The following is a 14,571-nucleotide window of genomic DNA, read 5'->3' as shown; positions in this document are numbered from 1 at the left end:
TAAGATTGCACCACAGAGAGAATAAACTGTAAACACTCTTAATATTTATCTTATAGAGTGATGCTTCTATGTGTGACTCTTGCTAAACTTAGTGATCTTTGGATAATGTCGGTTAAGTTGCACTATTGCGACATTATAACGATTTTAAGTAAATAATTGGCCTAACGACTGACAGTATTAGACATGATCAAGAATGTAATTTCTCCGGAATTCAATGAAGAGGGGCGTGCTTTACGACGCGTTCGTAGTTTTGTTCGTAGACAAGGTCGTTTAACGCCTCGTCAAGAGCAAGCATTAGAAACACAGTGGCCTGCCTTTGGAATTGAATATCAACCGGAACCCATCGACTTCAGTCAGGTTTTTGGACGCGAAGCGCCTGTAATTTTAGAAATTGGCTTCGGCATGGGCGCATCGCTCGTGACTATGGCAAAAAATACACCAGAAAATAATTATTTCGGCATTGAAGTACATGCACCGGGTGTTGGTGCTTGTCTTGCAAGTGCTGAAGAAGAACAACTAAGCAATCTGAGAGTCATGTGTCATGATGCGATTGAAGTGCTCAATCATATGATCTCAGATAATAGCTTAAAAATGGTTCAGTTATTCTTTCCTGATCCATGGCACAAAGCGCGTCATAATAAACGCCGTATTGTTCAAGTGCCTTTTGCAGAATTAATTTTAAAAAAATTAACGTTAGACGGTGTTTTTCATATGGCGACAGATTGGGAACCATATGCAGAACATATGCTTGAAGTAATGACAAGTGTTGAAGGTTATCAGAATTTGTCAGAAACTCAGGATTATGTACCACGACCAGAAACACGCCCTGTGACTAAATTTGAAAAACGCGGTCATCGTTTAGGGCATGGTGTCTGGGATCTTATGTTTAAGAGGGTAAAATAATGGCTAAACAACGTAGTCGCCGCTTACGCAAAAAAATGCGTATCGATGAATTTCAGGAATTAGGTTTCTCAGTTAAATGGACTTTCCCAGAAAATACCCCAATTGAGGAAGTAGATCGTTTTGTTGATGAACTGATCCTCAAAGTTATTGAGCCAAACGGGCTGGCATTTGATGCAAGTGGTTACCTGAGCTGGGAAGGCTTAATCTGCTTACAACAAATTGGTAAATGTACAGAAGAACATCGCCAATTAGTCGAAAACTTCCTAAAAGAAAGCAAAATGCAAGATGTACAAACCTCTGAACTATTTGATGTTTGGTGGGATTGATAGAAAGTTATACATTTAGCAAATAATAACAAGGGCATCCAAAAGGATGCCCTTGTCTGTCTGGGGAAGGGACTGTGACTACAACGTTATCTAACGCATTACTGTCAGATATTTTGCAACAAATTCGCCCATTAATCGGGCAAGGAAAAGTCGCGGATTATATTCCCGCATTGGCTCAAATACCTCCAGAACAGCTTGCTATAGCTGTTTATACGGTTGATGGTGAACTCTATCAATCAGGCATGGCAGATAAGCGTTTTTCAATCCAATCTATTTCTAAAGTACTTAGCTTAACGCTTGCTTTAACGCGTTATGAAGAAAGTGAAATTTGGCAACGTGTAGGAAAAGAGCCATCAGGGCTGCCTTTTAATTCCTTGATTCAGCTAGAAATGGAAAAAGGAATACCACGTAATCCCTTTATTAATGCAGGTGCCATTGTTATCACTGATATGTTGCAGTCTCGCTTAAGTGCGCCTAAGCAAAGAATGTTAGAAGTGATCCGTTTTCTCACTGATACTCCTGATATTTGTTATAACTCAGTGGTCGCAAAATCAGAGATGGAGCATCTTAGTCGAAATGCCTCTATCGCTTACCTGATGAAATCTTTTGGTAATTTTGAGAACGATGTTATTACGGTACTGGAAACCTATTTTCACTATTGTTCAATAGAGATGAGTTGTACTGAGTTAGTGCGATGTTTTAGCTATTTGGCTAATCAAGGTATATGTGTGGGTAATAAAAATCAGATTATTACGCCAAGACAAACCCGCCAAATAAATGCGTTAATGTTAACTTGTGGCATGTATGATGGTGCAGGTGAATTTGCGTTTCGTATCGGTATTCCCGGAAAATCAGGCGTAGGTGGTGGCATTATTGCTGTTGTTCCCGATGCTTTTACGGTTGCAGTCTGGTCACCAGAGCTGGATAAATCAGGTAACTCATTAGCAGGTTGTGCAGCACTTGAATTATTAGCAAACAAAGTAGGGCGTTCAATTTTTTAGGTGTGTTTTCAGGAGAGTTGTTATGAATTTAAGATATATTGCTGTCACACTGTTTTTTGTTGCGAGTACAGCAAATGCATCACCAAGTTTTGATTGCGCTGTAATGCCAAAAGATGATTTACGCATAACCTCTGAATTTGTTGAAGTCGCGGGTTCACATGGTTTAATGGTAATTTATCCTGACGGTACACTATTTCAAAATGAAAAAAGTGCCTCATTGACACCACAGCAACAAGAACTAGCAAAGAAATATCAAGCCACAGTAAGACGAGACGTACCTTGGTTAAGAACTGAAACAGGGGTAAAACTGCAAGATTCTCGCAAAGTACTTGATAAAGTGGTGATTGAGGCCTTTGGTAAAGATAGTAATATCCTCAATAGATTAAGTAGATTAGAGAAAGATCTCAATCAGCAAATGGATAAAGTGGTTAGCATAGAACCGAATAACATTACGTTCCATTCTCAAGCCATTAAAGAAGTTGAAGCCAAAGGCCGTGAAATTGTAGAAAGTAGCCTAGGTGGGATGTTGCAAGACAGCATTAATGAATTGGGGAAAAAACAGTTATTAGCTGCCGCGGGTGGCGACAGTAAAAAAGCCTTAGGCGGATTATTAGGCAACCTAGATGGTTTTCAAAAAATTATAGATCAGGAGTGGAAACAGCAAGAAGCTGCATTTACTCAATTTGGTCAGCAAGCTTGCAACAAAATAACCCAGATGGAAAGTCAACGGGTGGAGCTTGTTAATTCTCTAAAAAAATAATGATACTCGTCATGCTTCAAGCGATATCTTGAATTATTTAGAGCATAATAAATTGTTGACTCACAATTATTGAAAATAATAATGAAAATCATTCTTATTCAATTGACTTGTGAGATGACCTGTTTAGAATGCCCTGTTTGAGTATTCCACTTAAACAGGGCAAAATTAATGAAGAAGATCCTTCCTTTAGTTATCGCATCTATCCTTTCTGTAACCAGTTTCTCTGCGTTAAGCAAAACACCAATCGAATACCAACCTAACCAAGTTATTAACCAGAACAATGACAAGATGGTGATTAAACACCAGTTGGGTGAAACGTCAGTCACTAAGAATCCTTCAAAAGTGGTTCTATTTGATTTTGGTCTTTATGATTCTTTAGTTCAGTTAGGTTTAGCCGATAAAGTGGTTGGGTTACCGTTAGGTAATGCGCCTGACTATATTAAAGGAAGTATTGCAACTAACGTTGCTAATGTTGGTGGCATGAAAGCACCTGACTTAGAAAAATTAGCCGAAATTAAACCTGATTTAATTATTATTACAGGTCGCCAAGGTGCCTCATATGAGGCTTTAGCGAAAATTGCACCAACCGTTAATTTAGGTACTAACAGTGCAAATTATCTCAATTCAGTTGAGTCAAATATCAAATTATTAGGTGAATTATTTGATAAACAGCAAGTGACTCAAGAGCAAATTACTAAATTAAATACTGTTATTGAGCAAGCTCAGAAAAAAGCAGCAGGATCTGACAAAAAAGTTTTAGTACTATTACATAATGCTGGCAATTTAATGCCTAATAATCAAAGTGTTGTTTATGATGTTGTTAAAGCTAAAAGAGCTGAATTACCGCCTGTTGCTGAAGAAGAGAAAGGCAAGCGTCGTGTAGTTACATCAGAAATGATTGTTCAAGCTAACCCAGATGTTATTTTTATTATTGATCGCAGTGAGGCCATTGGCGCGGGTAAATTAGAAAAAACAGCGTTTGAAGATGATGCTATAAAATCAACATCAGCCTATAAAAATAGTGGTATTGTTTATCTCCAAGCTGATCTTTGGTATCTTTCTGGCGGTGGTTTAGACAGCTTAACTAAACAAATTGAAGCGGTAGAAAGCGCACTTTAATTGATTTAGCCTTAAGATTTTTATGATGTTTTAAGGTTTGCAATAAATAAAAATGCCCAACTGTGAATAATCAGTATGGGCATTTTTTAAGCTAGCTATTTGAAATCAGCAATATTAAAGAAATAACTCAAGCAATGAATTAAGGAACAGCTTGCCATGAGGTGTAATTTGCCAGTGAGTGTCTGATTCACTGATATAACCTAAAGCCAAAGCTTCATCTATTTGATGGCGAATAACTTCTTCAGAAAGCCCAGTGTAATCACTGAAATCTTGTCTTGGGAATGCTTCTAATAGGCGAAAACGGTTCATAAAAAATTCAAATGGACGGTCATCATTATCAACAAAATTTTGCTGGTGGAGATAACGACCTTCCATAAAACCTTTAGGATGCTTGGTTTTTACTGTTCGCATGATGCGACCATCTTCAAAGCTTATTTTTCCATGAGCACCACAACCGATACCTAAATAATCCCCGAAACGCCAATAATTTAAGTTGTGCTCACATTGAAAGCCCGGTTTGCAATATGCTGATGTTTCATATTGTTGATAACCTGCGGCTGTCAGTAATTTGTCACCTTCTGAGAAAATATCCCACAGCATATCATCATCAGGTAATTTTGGTGGACGAGAGCCAAATTGTGTATTGGGTTCAATGGTTAATTGATACCAAGACAAATGTGGTGGGGATAACTCTATTGCTTGCTGTAAATCCGAAAGCGCTTGAGATAATGATTGGTCTGGTAATCCATGCATTAAATCTAAATTAAAGCTACGTAAGCCTAATTCTTTGGCTAAATGAGCAGCATTTTTAGCTTCATCAGCATCATGAATGCGCCCTAAGCGAATAAGCTTATCGTTGCCAAAACTTTGCACTCCAATAGAAATACGATTTACACCCGCACGTTGGAATCCAGCAAAGCGTTCAGCTTCCACGGTTCCCGGGTTAGCTTCCATAGTAATTTCTGCATTAGGACTAACTGCAATGCGTTCTTTAACGCCATAGAGTAAATCAGCCATTGACTCAGCGCTTAATAAGCTAGGAGTACCACCACCAATAAATATGGTTTGGACTTCACGGGAGCCAACGTGAATAAGATCGGCATCTAAGTCATTGAGTAAATGTTGCACATATTCCTGATGTGGAACTTCGCCTTTTAGTGTATGTGAGTTGAAATCACAATAAGGACATTTTTGTACACACCAAGGAATATGAATATACAAACTTAATGGAGGCAACTTAAGCATTCTTAAGGGCATCCAACATTAATTTAAGTGCTTTACCACGATGCGAATGCTGATTTTTTTGCTCTTTAGTTAATTGTGCCGCAGTACAATTTAATTCAGGAACAAAGAAAATAGGATCGTAGCCAAATCCACCTTCACCATGCATTTCTGTGCTTAATACACCGTGCCAAATACCGTGGAAAATTAATGGAGTTGGATCGTTCTCATGGCGCATATAAACTAATACACAGTTAAATTGGGCTTGGCGTTTTTCAGCAGGTACATCTTTCATTGCATTGAGCAATTTATCCAGATTTTGCTGATCATTTGCATCAACACCCGCATAGCGTGCTGAGTAAATTCCTGGAGCACCTCCCAAAGCATTTACTGAAATACCAGAGTCATCAGCAATGGCAGGTAGACCTGTTACTTTTGCCGCATGGCGCGCTTTAATCAGCGCATTCTCAACAAAGGTTAGGCCTGTTTCTTCAACAGAATCAACACCAAGCTCTGTTTGAGCAACAATATCTAAACCGAAATCAGAAAGCAAAGAAGCCAGCTCTTTGACCTTTCCCGGATTTCCTGTTGCAAGAACTACTTTTTGCATGAGTGTTATCCTTAGTAAAGCGTTACGCTAAGTAGCCATTGTAAAACGTCTACACGCAGATAATTCAGGGCGTAAAGTATAAGAATAACAATCATTGCAGAGAAATCTAAACCACCCATCGCCGGAATGACACGACGAATTGGTGCCATTAAAGGTTCTGTTAATTGAAATAAAAGATGATCAATTGGATTACGACCTTGGCTTACCCAGCTAAGGATTGCGCGGATAATGATCAACCAGAAAATCATCTTACCTGCTGCTGTAAGCAGTTCAATAAAGGCAAATGGGAACATTAAAGAGAAAGGAATAGATGTTCCTGATAAGTAAGATGGGACGATAATACCTAACAGAATTAATATATAGGCTAATAAAACTGAAGCTGTATCAATAGGACCAATAGAAGGAATAACACTTCTTAATGGGCGAACAATTGGCTGTGTGATCTTGACGATAAATTGTGAAAAAGGATTATAAAAATCAGCTCTGACACATTGCATCCAAACACGCAGTAGAAGTACGGATGTGTAGAGTTGAAGAAGAGTCAGAATGACGAAATTTAAAAAATTCATTAGTTGGCCCTGATGAAATTAAAATTGTTTTTCCATTTCTTGCGCACGTTTAATCGCAGCTTGCATGGCAGAAGCGACGTTTTCAGGTAATTTACCTTCATAAAACTGCATAAGTGCAGCCGCTGTCGTTCCACCTTTTGATGTTACTTGTTCACGTAAAGTTGAGAAAGGCAACATGTGTTGTTTCTCTGCTAAGGCGGTAGAACCACTTGCTGCTTGTTGCACAATAGCTCTTGCTACTTCAGGTGAAAAACCTAAACGTTCTGCTTCTTGTTGCATTGATTCCATAAACAAGAAGAAATAAGCGGGTGCACTACCAGCAACGGCGATAATATCATTGATGGCAGATTCTTGCTCTACCCAAACGGTTGTTCCAACACTTTTCATTAATTCATCAGCAAACTGTTTATCTTGAGATGAAAGCGAATTGTGCGCGAACATACCACTTAAGCCTTTACCTACAAGAGCTGGGGTATTTGGCATAATGCGAACGAGCTGTAATTGAGTCGCAAAATAGTCGTTATAACGAGTCGCGGGGATGCCAGCAGCGATAGTGAGGACTAACTTTTTACTCATATCGATATTTTGTAAGGGCTTACAAACTTCTTCCATCATTTGTGGCTTTACTGCTAGCACAATAACATCCGCTTTCTGAACGGCATCAATATTGTCATTAGTACTATGAATACCGAACTCTTTTTCTAGTGGTTCACGGCGAATGGATGAAGGTGAGCTGACGGTGATTTTATTTGCTGGATATCCACCTTGAACCAATCCCGCAATAATGGCTTGAGCCATATTTCCAGCGCCAATAAATGCAATGTTACGATGTTCCATATAAACCTCTATTTTTACTTAGTCGCGTAATCTCTTGCGCCAAAAATTGCTGTTCCAATACGAACGAGTGTTGAACCACAAGCAATAGCAGCTTCCATATCACTTGTCATTCCCATAGATAAGGTATCTATATTGGGATATTGAGATTGCAATTGTTTAAATGCGAGATGCATTTTGTCTAGTACTTCAACTTGTTTGTCATAATTGCTTTCAGGTGCAGGGATCGCCATTAATCCGCGTAATTTAATGCCCGAAAGAATAGAAATTTGTGCCGCTAGTCCATCAAGTTCAGTCAGATTAATACCTGATTTACTGTTTTCATCGCTAATATTGATTTGAATAAGGACATTTAATGGTGGCAATGAGTCAGGACGTTGGTCACTTAATCTTTGAGCGATTTTCAATCTATCAATGGTATGGCACCAATCGAAATTCTCAGCAACAAGGCGTGTTTTGTTTGACTGTAAAGGACCGATAAAGTGCCAAACTAAGGTGTGGTTATCAGCAAAATAATGGATTTTATCAACACCTTCTTGGACATAGTTTTCACCAAACTCTGTTTGTCCACACGCTATTGCTTTTTCGATGTCACTCGCAGGTTTTGTTTTACTCACTGCAAGTAATGTTATTTCTTCTGGAGAACGGCCGCATTTCTGCGCTGCTGTGTCAATGTGAGACCTGACATTGACGAGATTCTGTTTAATAGTATTCATGGCAACTCAGGAGATAATAAGATGAAAATGGAAAATTTAATTGCATATAGTGTAAAGCATAACGCCTCTGATCTGCACCTTTGTTGTGGTGATGTACCACGATTGCGGATCAATGGAATACTTTATCAACAAAATCAATGTAAACCTATCACTTCCGATAGTCTATTAGCATGGTTCTTGCCTTTCTTGAGCAACACTCAAAAGCACACTTTTGAGAATGAAGGGCAGGTTGATACAGCACTTACGCTATCTTGTGGGCAGCGACTTCGTGTCAATTTATTTCGCCAACAAAAGGGTGTTTCAGCTGTATTAAGAATAATTGAAACACAAATTCCTTCTTTAGATAAACTTCGAGTACCCAAGTCGGTTTCAACACTTTTAGACAACTATTCTCATGGGCTTATTTTGGTGACAGGGGCAACAGGAAGTGGGAAATCATCGACATTAGCGGCAATGATCAATCATTTAAACCAATATCAACGTCAGCATATTTTGACATTAGAAGATCCTATTGAGTTTATACATAGCAATAAGCAAAGCATTGTGCAACAAAGGGAAATAGGGCGAGATGTTCAACATACTGCTAATGCGATAAAGAGCGCATTACGTCAAGATCCAGATGTCATTATGTTAGGCGAGTTAAGAGATGCACAAAGTATTAAGTTGGCATTAACGGCAGCAGAAACAGGGCATTTGGTGCTGGCAACATTGCATACTCAAGGGGCAGTACAAACGCTTGAGCGCGTGACTAATGTGTTTACAGGCAATGAGCGACAATGGATTTCATCACAATTAGCGTGCAGTTTAAGGGCGATAATTTCACAAGAGTTAGTATCTTCAACCGAAGGTGGGCGTGTGGCGTTATTTGAAATAATGCAGGTTACGCAGGGTATTTCGCATCTAATTAGAGAAGGAAAATACCACCAAGTGACAACATTAATGCAAACAGGTAGCGAATACGGTATGCAAACCTTCATGTTAAGTCGGCAGCAACGCCAACATGAAGGTTTAATTCAAGCGGAGTGATAACATATAAGTAAAAGTAGGCGACTATGACTCGTTGGAACCTATTTTTTAGAATTGCTGTTCAAACCAGCTTTCAAGAATAATAACGGCAGATGCTGCATCTACACTGCCTTTATCTAAGGAACGATAACCACCACGTTCAAAAAGATGAGCGCGAGCTTCTACGGTGCTAAGGCGTTCATCATGCAACGCAATTTGTACACCAAATCGACCATGAAGGCGATTGGCAAATTTTTTAGCTTGGGTTGTGACTAACTGTTCGGTACCATCCATATTAAGAGGTAAACCGACAACCACGAGATCAGGTTGCCATTCTTTTATGATTTTTTCGATTTGAGTCCAATCAGGAATACCATCTTTTGCTTTAAATGAGGCCAAAGGTCTTGCTGTTCCTGTAACTTCTTGACCGATAGCGGCACCAATGCTTTTTGTGCCGAAATCAAAGCCCATTACCGTTCTGTTTGACATTATGCGTGACCCGCTATCGGTGAAATGGTGTGGATATTAATTCCAATTAATTCAGCGGCTTTATGCCAACGTTCAGCAATAGGGGTATCAAAAATAATTTGAGGTGAAGCTTCAACTATTAGCCAGCTATTTTCTAAAATTTCTTTCTCTAATTGGCCTTGTTCCCAACTAGAATAACCCAAAGAGACTAATGTTTTTTCTGGTTGTCTTGCTGTACCTAAGGTTTCTAATACATCTTTGGAAGTTGTGATCATCGTGCTATCACTAATTTTGATACTAGAACTAAAACCTGAAACCGGAGTGTGCAAGATAAAACCATGCTCTTCTGCAACAGGGCCTCCTGACATCACGGGTTTTTGTAAGCTAATCGCTTCGTCTCTATCAGTCGAAAAAATTTCCAGTTGATCTAATACACCTTCCACAGAGATATCTTCGATAGGTTTATTAATAATTAAGCCCATCGCACCGTTTTCATTATGTTCGCACACATAGACGACCGAACGTTCAAATAACGGATCGCTTAATGAAGGCATAGCAATAAGAAAATGGTTAAGTAAGTTCATAATAGTAGTACTGTTCCCTGATCATTTTATTAAAAAAACCTAGCCCTTTATACATTGTATTTCTTAATGTATACCGCTTATAGATTAATATGTGGGGGCTAGGTTCATACTTTTAAACCCTTTAATCTCAGTGTCTAAAAGTTAGTTTTTCTTGTTTAAGCGCACTTCAATTGCATCCATTAACATGCCTGTAATAGAAACATCAGGATAAGCAGCTTCAATTTCACGCGCACATGTTGGGCTTGTGACGTTAATTTCAGTTAAGCGATCGCCAATAACATCTAGCCCAACAAAAATAAGACCTTTCTGTTTAAGGATAGGGGCAACTTGACGCGCAATAGCCCAATCACTTTCTGTTAATGGACGAGCTTCGCCACGGCCACCAGCAGCTAAGTTGCCTCGCGTTTCACCTTTTGCAGGAATACGCGCTAAGCAATAAGGAACAGGTTCGCCATCGACAACCAGAATGCGCTTATCACCATTGACAATTTCAGGTAGGAAATTTTGAGCCATACAGAAACGATGACCATGTTCTGTCAATGTTTCAATAATAACACCTACGTTAGGATCGTCTTTTTTCAAGCGGAAGATTGATGCGCCACCCATACCATCTAATGGTTTGAAAATAACATCACCGTGTTTTTCATGAAAAGCGCGTAAATGCTTAGATTCACGAGTCACTAAGGTGTCAGGTGTTAATGTTGGGAACCATGCAGTAAAGAGTTTTTCATTACAGTCGCGTAAGCTTTGTGGCTTATTAACTATCAGTGTTCCCATATCTTCAGCGCGCTCTAAAATATAGGTTGCGTAGATAAATTCGGTATCAAAAGGCGGATCTTTACGCATTAAGATGGTATCGAGTTCACCTAAAGCAATATCTTGCTCTTTGCCAAACTCAAACCATTTTTCTGGGTTTTCTTCTACGCTGAGTAAACGAGTGTGAGCGCGTGCTTCACCTTGATGTAGGTAAAGATCGTTCATCTCCATATAATGAATTTCCCAGCCACGACGTTGCGCTTCTAATAGCATGGCAAAGCTGGTGTCTTTTTTGATTTTGATGGATGAAATTGGATCCATCACAATACCTAATTTAATCATTACTTCTCCTTTATCCCAGATCGCCGAACCGAACCTGCAAAGCGGTGATTGCGGTGAGCGCTGTTGTTTCAGTTCTTAATACACGAGGACCTAATAAAATATCAGTAAAATGGTGCTCTGCTGTCATGGCGATTTCTTCAGGGGAAAGCCCACCTTCAGGGCCAATCAATAAGCGCACTTTTTTAACAGGTAAGGGTAAGGTATTAATACTTTGGTTAGCCCTTGGATGTAAATTGAGTTTTAAACTACCATCATCTTGAGCACACCATTCTTCTAATGACATTACTGGCATTAATTGTGGGATACTATTTCTGCCACATTGTTCACATGCCGAGATAATAATTTTTTGCCATTGCTGATGTTTTTTCTCTAAACGGCTGGGGTCAAGTTTAACACCACAGCGTTCTGAGATCAGTGGAGTGATCGTATTAACACCTAACTCAACTGATTTTTGAATAGTAAACTCCATTTTCTCGCCTCGTGAAAGTACTTGTCCTAAATGGAGGTCAAGAGGGGATTCTTTATCATCAACAATGCCTTCATTGATTTGCACAGTGACTGATTTTTTTGTGCTTTCTATGATTTCAGCATCAAATACCTGATTTGAACCATCAAACAGTGCCAGTTTTTGCCCTGTAGACATTCTTAATACACGCCCAACATGATTAGATGCTTCTTCATCTAATGCTGTTTGAGTGCCTGCTGTGAGTGGTTCTGGATGATAAATGCGAGGAATACGCATAACGTGAAACCCTTACGTAAAAGATGGTTAACCGTGATAAATAAAATATGTGATATGCATCATACGCATGACATTATGGCATGCAAGTTATCACTTTGCTTTTGTCATTATTATAGCGTGGATCTTATTGCGTGTTTTGTCGCAAAATTTCATGTTTTCATTGTCATTCTAAAGAAAATTCTCGGTATTAAATGGAGTCTCTTATACAGTCGTTTAACAAGGATAACGATGTATCTAAGGAGTAGATATTTATGTCATTAAGCCGTTATTGTTTTATAAAAACACCTTTGTTTCCTTTTTTGAATGATTTTCTTGTTTTTATTAAGTTTTGCCTACCTTTTCCGTTATTATTTTTGTTACCTAAAACTCGACGTAAACAACTTACGCTGAGTTATTTTATTGTTTGTTTATATTGGTTTTTTTCAATTAACTCATTTTCTTTATTGATAATATTTTCGGTATTACGTTTTTATTTGTTGATGCTCTCTTTCTTTGATGCTGATTATTTTCTTCTGCCTAATTCTTTGACTTATTGGTTAATATTTTTAGGGTTATTGTGTAATTTCACAGTATATGGATTAGTACCTTTCAATCATGCTTTTTATGGTTTTTTAGGTGGTGTTGGGCTTTTCTATGGCATCTATTTATGGGGATATTTTATCTGCCAAAAATGTGTTTTAGGTTTTGGTGATGTGAAATTATTTGGTGCTATTGGGGCATGGTGTGGGTTTGAGAAATTGCCATATATTCTTTTGCTTGGCTCTTTTCTAGGGTTAAGTGTGTATTGTGCAGTATTAATCACAACAAAAGATCATATCAAAAAAGTGGCATTTGGCTCTTGTCTTTCATTTTCAACATTGATGGTGTTAGGTTTCAATTTCTCATCTTGCAATTTTTTCAACTAATTGATTTTAAATAAATTTAATCCTTTTTAGATATGAGTGAAAAAGAAAATAACAAGAATCGAAATAAAGAAGGCAGTGTGCGGAAATTAATCAGCACACTGAAAAGAAGATTATAGGTTTTCTTTTATAAATTGCTGCCAACGTTTTGTATCACCTAAATATTTTTCAACCGATATTAGGTGGTAACCTTGGTTATCTTCAATAAATAGAGTCGGAAAACCGCGACCATTAACTTGAGACATTAATTGTTGTGTCTGGCTTAAATGTTGCTGAATTTGTTTTTCGCTAATTTCAGCCAGTAAAGATGCAAACTGCTCAACATCAAAACCAAGTTTTTTCACAATAAATAGCAAAGTGTCTTTATCACTGATATTTAAGCCATCAAGGTAATAGGCTTCTTGTAAGGCTTTTAGTAAATAAACATCTCGCTTTCCCATTATTTCAGCAACAAGAACGGCTGAAATAGGTAACAGAGAGTTTAATACCATTTCAGTGTTACCAAGAGCATCATGATATGCATGACTAAAAACTTGGCTTGATAATTGACTAATACGCTCATCAATTGGCGTAACATGCTCTTTCCATGATTGCCCCCCCGTTACAGCTCTTGCTGGTGTAAACAATCCGCCACCATGTAACTTAATGGAATTTGGAAATGTATTGCTTACTGCTTCAATCAGGGGCGCAATGCCGTAGCACCAACCGCAAAGAGGATCATAAACATAGTGCAATATTTTAGTACTGCCTGTATTGCTTGCTACTGAGGCCACTGCATCTCTCCTTTTAGTACTTTTGCACTAAGTTCTAGGCTTGATTTATCTGCTAAATTCTGATGATTTTTTTCCATCGCTGCAATAAATTCATCTGAATTTTTCGTTTTTTCAAGATTTTTCTCAGCCTCAATCAGGTAATTCATTGTGAAGTCAACTGCTTGCAGATTATGCGTTGCTTTTGGTAAATAGTGACCTGGAATAACGGTTTTTGGGGATAGTGATTTGATTTGCTGTAACGCACTAACCCAATGTTGGCGCTCTTCCACAGTTTGAGTATCTGCCAACCAAATATGAATATTTTCAGAGACTAAAACACCACCCATTACTGCATTAAGTTTTGGAACATAAAGATATGTTCTATCTGGAGATTGCCCATCTAAACCTTTGACCGAAATGGTTTCACCTTCTAGAGAAAAACTATCCCCTTTTAGTACTTCAGGAATGATGATTTTTTGAGGGGCATTTTCTTTAAGTACAGGTCCCCAATAAGCAAGTTTTCCTGCTTGAGTTTCATTAATGGCTTTAATTGTGGGTGCGGTTGCAATCACTTTAGCATTTGGAAATGCATCAGTAATGACATCTAACCCAAAATAAAAGTCAGGATCAGAATGGCTGATATAGATATAAGTCAGGTTTTTTCCAGAGGCTTTTATTTTATCAACCAATGCTTGAGCATCATTTTTTTGAAATTGTGCATCAATTAAAACGGCATCTTTATCGCCATAAATAATTTCGGAAGAAACAGGGAAAATGCTCGCTTCTCCTGGGTTATAAATATCTAATGTTAAATCAGTAGCTAATACCGATGTTGAGAATAAGGCGGTAGTTGCAAGTGTTAAAGGAAGTAATTTTTTCATCTTTTGTTTTCTCCATATTGTTGTTGCTGACTATAATAGGTTGCATAAAACAAGAGAAAAACCCTATTTTAGGCAATTGA

Annotated in this window: 18 protein-coding genes; 7 read left to right on the top strand and 11 right to left on the bottom strand. The window is 38.3% G+C overall.

Translation table 11 applies throughout. The annotated features are described in order from the left end of the window. Window positions 1-183 precede the first annotated feature (183 nt). The 5 genes from trmB to GTK47_RS17185 all read left to right on the top strand — a co-directional run bounded on the left by trmB (window position 184) and on the right by GTK47_RS17185 (window position 4,109). Window positions 184-903, top strand: coding sequence for a tRNA (guanosine(46)-N7)-methyltransferase TrmB (gene trmB, locus GTK47_RS17205; RefSeq protein WP_165125466.1), 720 nt, complete (start codon window positions 184-186; stop codon window positions 901-903). Beyond that, window positions 903-1,229: a YggL family protein gene (locus GTK47_RS17200; protein ID WP_023581025.1), complete on the top strand. Its 327-nt coding sequence runs from the start codon at window positions 903-905 to the stop codon at window positions 1,227-1,229. The genes trmB and GTK47_RS17200 overlap by 1 nt, the downstream gene beginning before the upstream one ends. A 74-nt stretch (window positions 1,230-1,303) precedes the next feature. Next, on the top strand, window positions 1,304-2,230 hold the full coding sequence (gene glsB, locus GTK47_RS17195) for a glutaminase B (protein WP_165125463.1): 927 nt from the start codon (window positions 1,304-1,306) through the stop codon (window positions 2,228-2,230). A gap of 22 nt (window positions 2,231-2,252) precedes the next feature. After that, window positions 2,253-2,990 (top strand): DUF2884 family protein, encoded by a 738-nt coding sequence (locus GTK47_RS17190; protein WP_165125460.1) that lies wholly within the window; start codon window positions 2,253-2,255, stop codon window positions 2,988-2,990. A gap of 168 nt (window positions 2,991-3,158) precedes the next feature. Then, window positions 3,159-4,109, top strand: coding sequence for a siderophore ABC transporter substrate-binding protein (locus tag GTK47_RS17185; RefSeq protein ID WP_165125457.1), 951 nt, complete (start codon window positions 3,159-3,161; stop codon window positions 4,107-4,109). A gap of 114 nt (window positions 4,110-4,223) precedes the next feature. Here GTK47_RS17185 and hemW read toward each other — a convergent pair whose 3' ends face one another. From hemW to GTK47_RS17160, 5 genes are read right to left on the bottom strand one after another with little or no spacing between them, the layout of a single operon-like run. Then, window positions 4,224-5,354, bottom strand: coding sequence for a radical SAM family heme chaperone HemW (gene hemW, locus GTK47_RS17180; protein WP_165125454.1), 1,131 nt, complete (start codon window positions 5,352-5,354; stop codon window positions 4,224-4,226). Then, entirely contained in the window at window positions 5,347-5,940 is a 594-nt protein-coding gene (locus tag GTK47_RS17175) for an XTP/dITP diphosphatase (protein ID WP_165125451.1), read from the bottom strand. Before GTK47_RS17175 ends, hemW begins: the two co-directional genes overlap by 8 nt. A gap of 11 nt (window positions 5,941-5,951) precedes the next feature. Continuing rightward, on the bottom strand, window positions 5,952-6,509 hold the full coding sequence (locus tag GTK47_RS17170) for a YggT family protein (RefSeq protein WP_165125448.1): 558 nt from the start codon (window positions 6,507-6,509) through the stop codon (window positions 5,952-5,954). Window positions 6,510-6,527: 18 nt separating this feature from the next. Beyond that, window positions 6,528-7,346 (bottom strand): pyrroline-5-carboxylate reductase, encoded by an 819-nt coding sequence (gene proC, locus GTK47_RS17165; protein WP_165125445.1) that lies wholly within the window; start codon window positions 7,344-7,346, stop codon window positions 6,528-6,530. 14 nt (window positions 7,347-7,360) lie between these two features. Next, on the bottom strand, window positions 7,361-8,059 hold the full coding sequence (locus GTK47_RS17160) for a YggS family pyridoxal phosphate-dependent enzyme (protein WP_165125442.1): 699 nt from the start codon (window positions 8,057-8,059) through the stop codon (window positions 7,361-7,363). A gap of 21 nt (window positions 8,060-8,080) precedes the next feature. On the opposite strand from GTK47_RS17160, the gene GTK47_RS17155 reads away from it, so the two are divergent. Beyond that, the gene (locus GTK47_RS17155) at window positions 8,081-9,085 is read left to right on the top strand and encodes a PilT/PilU family type 4a pilus ATPase (RefSeq protein WP_165125439.1); all 1,005 of its coding nucleotides are present in this window, start codon (window positions 8,081-8,083) and stop codon (window positions 9,083-9,085) included. A gap of 48 nt (window positions 9,086-9,133) precedes the next feature. Here the strand turns inward: GTK47_RS17155 and ruvX are convergent, their stop codons facing one another. The 4 genes from ruvX to rsmE all read right to left on the bottom strand — a co-directional run bounded on the left by ruvX (window position 9,134) and on the right by rsmE (window position 11,956). Beyond that, on the bottom strand, window positions 9,134-9,553 hold the full coding sequence (gene ruvX / locus GTK47_RS17150) for a Holliday junction resolvase RuvX (protein WP_075672351.1): 420 nt from the start codon (window positions 9,551-9,553) through the stop codon (window positions 9,134-9,136). After that, entirely contained in the window at window positions 9,553-10,116 is a 564-nt protein-coding gene (locus GTK47_RS17145; protein WP_165125436.1) for a YqgE/AlgH family protein, read from the bottom strand. Before GTK47_RS17145 ends, ruvX begins: the two co-directional genes overlap by 1 nt. 141 nt (window positions 10,117-10,257) lie before the next feature. Then, complete coding sequence (gshB, locus tag GTK47_RS17140; protein WP_165125433.1) at window positions 10,258-11,214, bottom strand: glutathione synthase; 957 nt, start codon at window positions 11,212-11,214, stop codon at window positions 10,258-10,260. A 10-nt stretch (window positions 11,215-11,224) separates the two neighbouring features. Further along, the gene (gene rsmE / locus GTK47_RS17135; RefSeq protein ID WP_165125430.1) at window positions 11,225-11,956 is read right to left on the bottom strand and encodes a 16S rRNA (uracil(1498)-N(3))-methyltransferase; all 732 of its coding nucleotides are present in this window, start codon (window positions 11,954-11,956) and stop codon (window positions 11,225-11,227) included. Between the two features lie 251 nt (window positions 11,957-12,207). Here rsmE and GTK47_RS17130 point away from each other — a divergent pair, with 251 nt between their 5' ends. Then, the gene (locus GTK47_RS17130; protein WP_165125427.1) at window positions 12,208-12,861 is read left to right on the top strand and encodes an A24 family peptidase; all 654 of its coding nucleotides are present in this window, start codon (window positions 12,208-12,210) and stop codon (window positions 12,859-12,861) included. A 110-nt stretch (window positions 12,862-12,971) separates the two neighbouring features. Here GTK47_RS17130 and GTK47_RS17125 read toward each other — a convergent pair whose 3' ends face one another. Further along, complete coding sequence (locus GTK47_RS17125) at window positions 12,972-13,631, bottom strand: DsbA family protein (protein WP_165125424.1); 660 nt, start codon at window positions 13,629-13,631, stop codon at window positions 12,972-12,974. Then, entirely contained in the window at window positions 13,619-14,491 is an 873-nt protein-coding gene (locus GTK47_RS17120; protein ID WP_165125420.1) for an MBL fold metallo-hydrolase, read from the bottom strand. Before GTK47_RS17120 ends, GTK47_RS17125 begins: the two co-directional genes overlap by 13 nt. Window positions 14,492-14,571 lie beyond the last annotated feature (80 nt).

Source organism: Proteus sp. ZN5, assembly GCF_011046025.1.
Lineage (GTDB): Bacteria > Pseudomonadota > Gammaproteobacteria > Enterobacterales > Enterobacteriaceae > Proteus.
This window is presented reverse-complemented; position numbering and strand designations above follow the sequence as displayed.

Bases quoted from the DNA above. Each gene is read 5' to 3' on its own strand.
- trmB (WP_165125466.1), top strand. From the start codon at position 184: ATGATCAAGAATGTAATTTCTCCGGAATTCAATGAAGAGGGGCGTGCT.
- GTK47_RS17200 (WP_023581025.1), top strand. From the start codon at position 903: ATGGCTAAACAACGTAGTCGCCGCTTACGCAAAAAAATGCGTATCGAT.
- GTK47_RS17190 (WP_165125460.1), top strand. From the start codon at position 2,253: ATGAATTTAAGATATATTGCTGTCACACTGTTTTTTGTTGCGAGTACA.
- GTK47_RS17185 (WP_165125457.1), top strand. From the start codon at position 3,159: ATGAAGAAGATCCTTCCTTTAGTTATCGCATCTATCCTTTCTGTAACC.
- hemW (WP_165125454.1), bottom strand. From the start codon at position 5,354: ATGCTTAAGTTGCCTCCATTAAGTTTGTATATTCATATTCCTTGGTGT.
- GTK47_RS17175 (WP_165125451.1), bottom strand. From the start codon at position 5,940: ATGCAAAAAGTAGTTCTTGCAACAGGAAATCCGGGAAAGGTCAAAGAG.
- GTK47_RS17170 (WP_165125448.1), bottom strand. From the start codon at position 6,509: ATGAATTTTTTAAATTTCGTCATTCTGACTCTTCTTCAACTCTACACA.
- proC (WP_165125445.1), bottom strand. From the start codon at position 7,346: ATGGAACATCGTAACATTGCATTTATTGGCGCTGGAAATATGGCTCAA.
- GTK47_RS17160 (WP_165125442.1), bottom strand. From the start codon at position 8,059: ATGAATACTATTAAACAGAATCTCGTCAATGTCAGGTCTCACATTGAC.
- GTK47_RS17155 (WP_165125439.1), top strand. From the start codon at position 8,081: ATGAAAATGGAAAATTTAATTGCATATAGTGTAAAGCATAACGCCTCT.
- ruvX (WP_075672351.1), bottom strand. From the start codon at position 9,553: ATGTCAAACAGAACGGTAATGGGCTTTGATTTCGGCACAAAAAGCATT.
- GTK47_RS17145 (WP_165125436.1), bottom strand. From the start codon at position 10,116: ATGAACTTACTTAACCATTTTCTTATTGCTATGCCTTCATTAAGCGAT.
- gshB (WP_165125433.1), bottom strand. From the start codon at position 11,214: ATGATTAAATTAGGTATTGTGATGGATCCAATTTCATCCATCAAAATC.
- rsmE (WP_165125430.1), bottom strand. From the start codon at position 11,956: ATGCGTATTCCTCGCATTTATCATCCAGAACCACTCACAGCAGGCACT.
- GTK47_RS17130 (WP_165125427.1), top strand. From the start codon at position 12,208: ATGTCATTAAGCCGTTATTGTTTTATAAAAACACCTTTGTTTCCTTTT.
- GTK47_RS17120 (WP_165125420.1), bottom strand. From the start codon at position 14,491: ATGAAAAAATTACTTCCTTTAACACTTGCAACTACCGCCTTATTCTCA.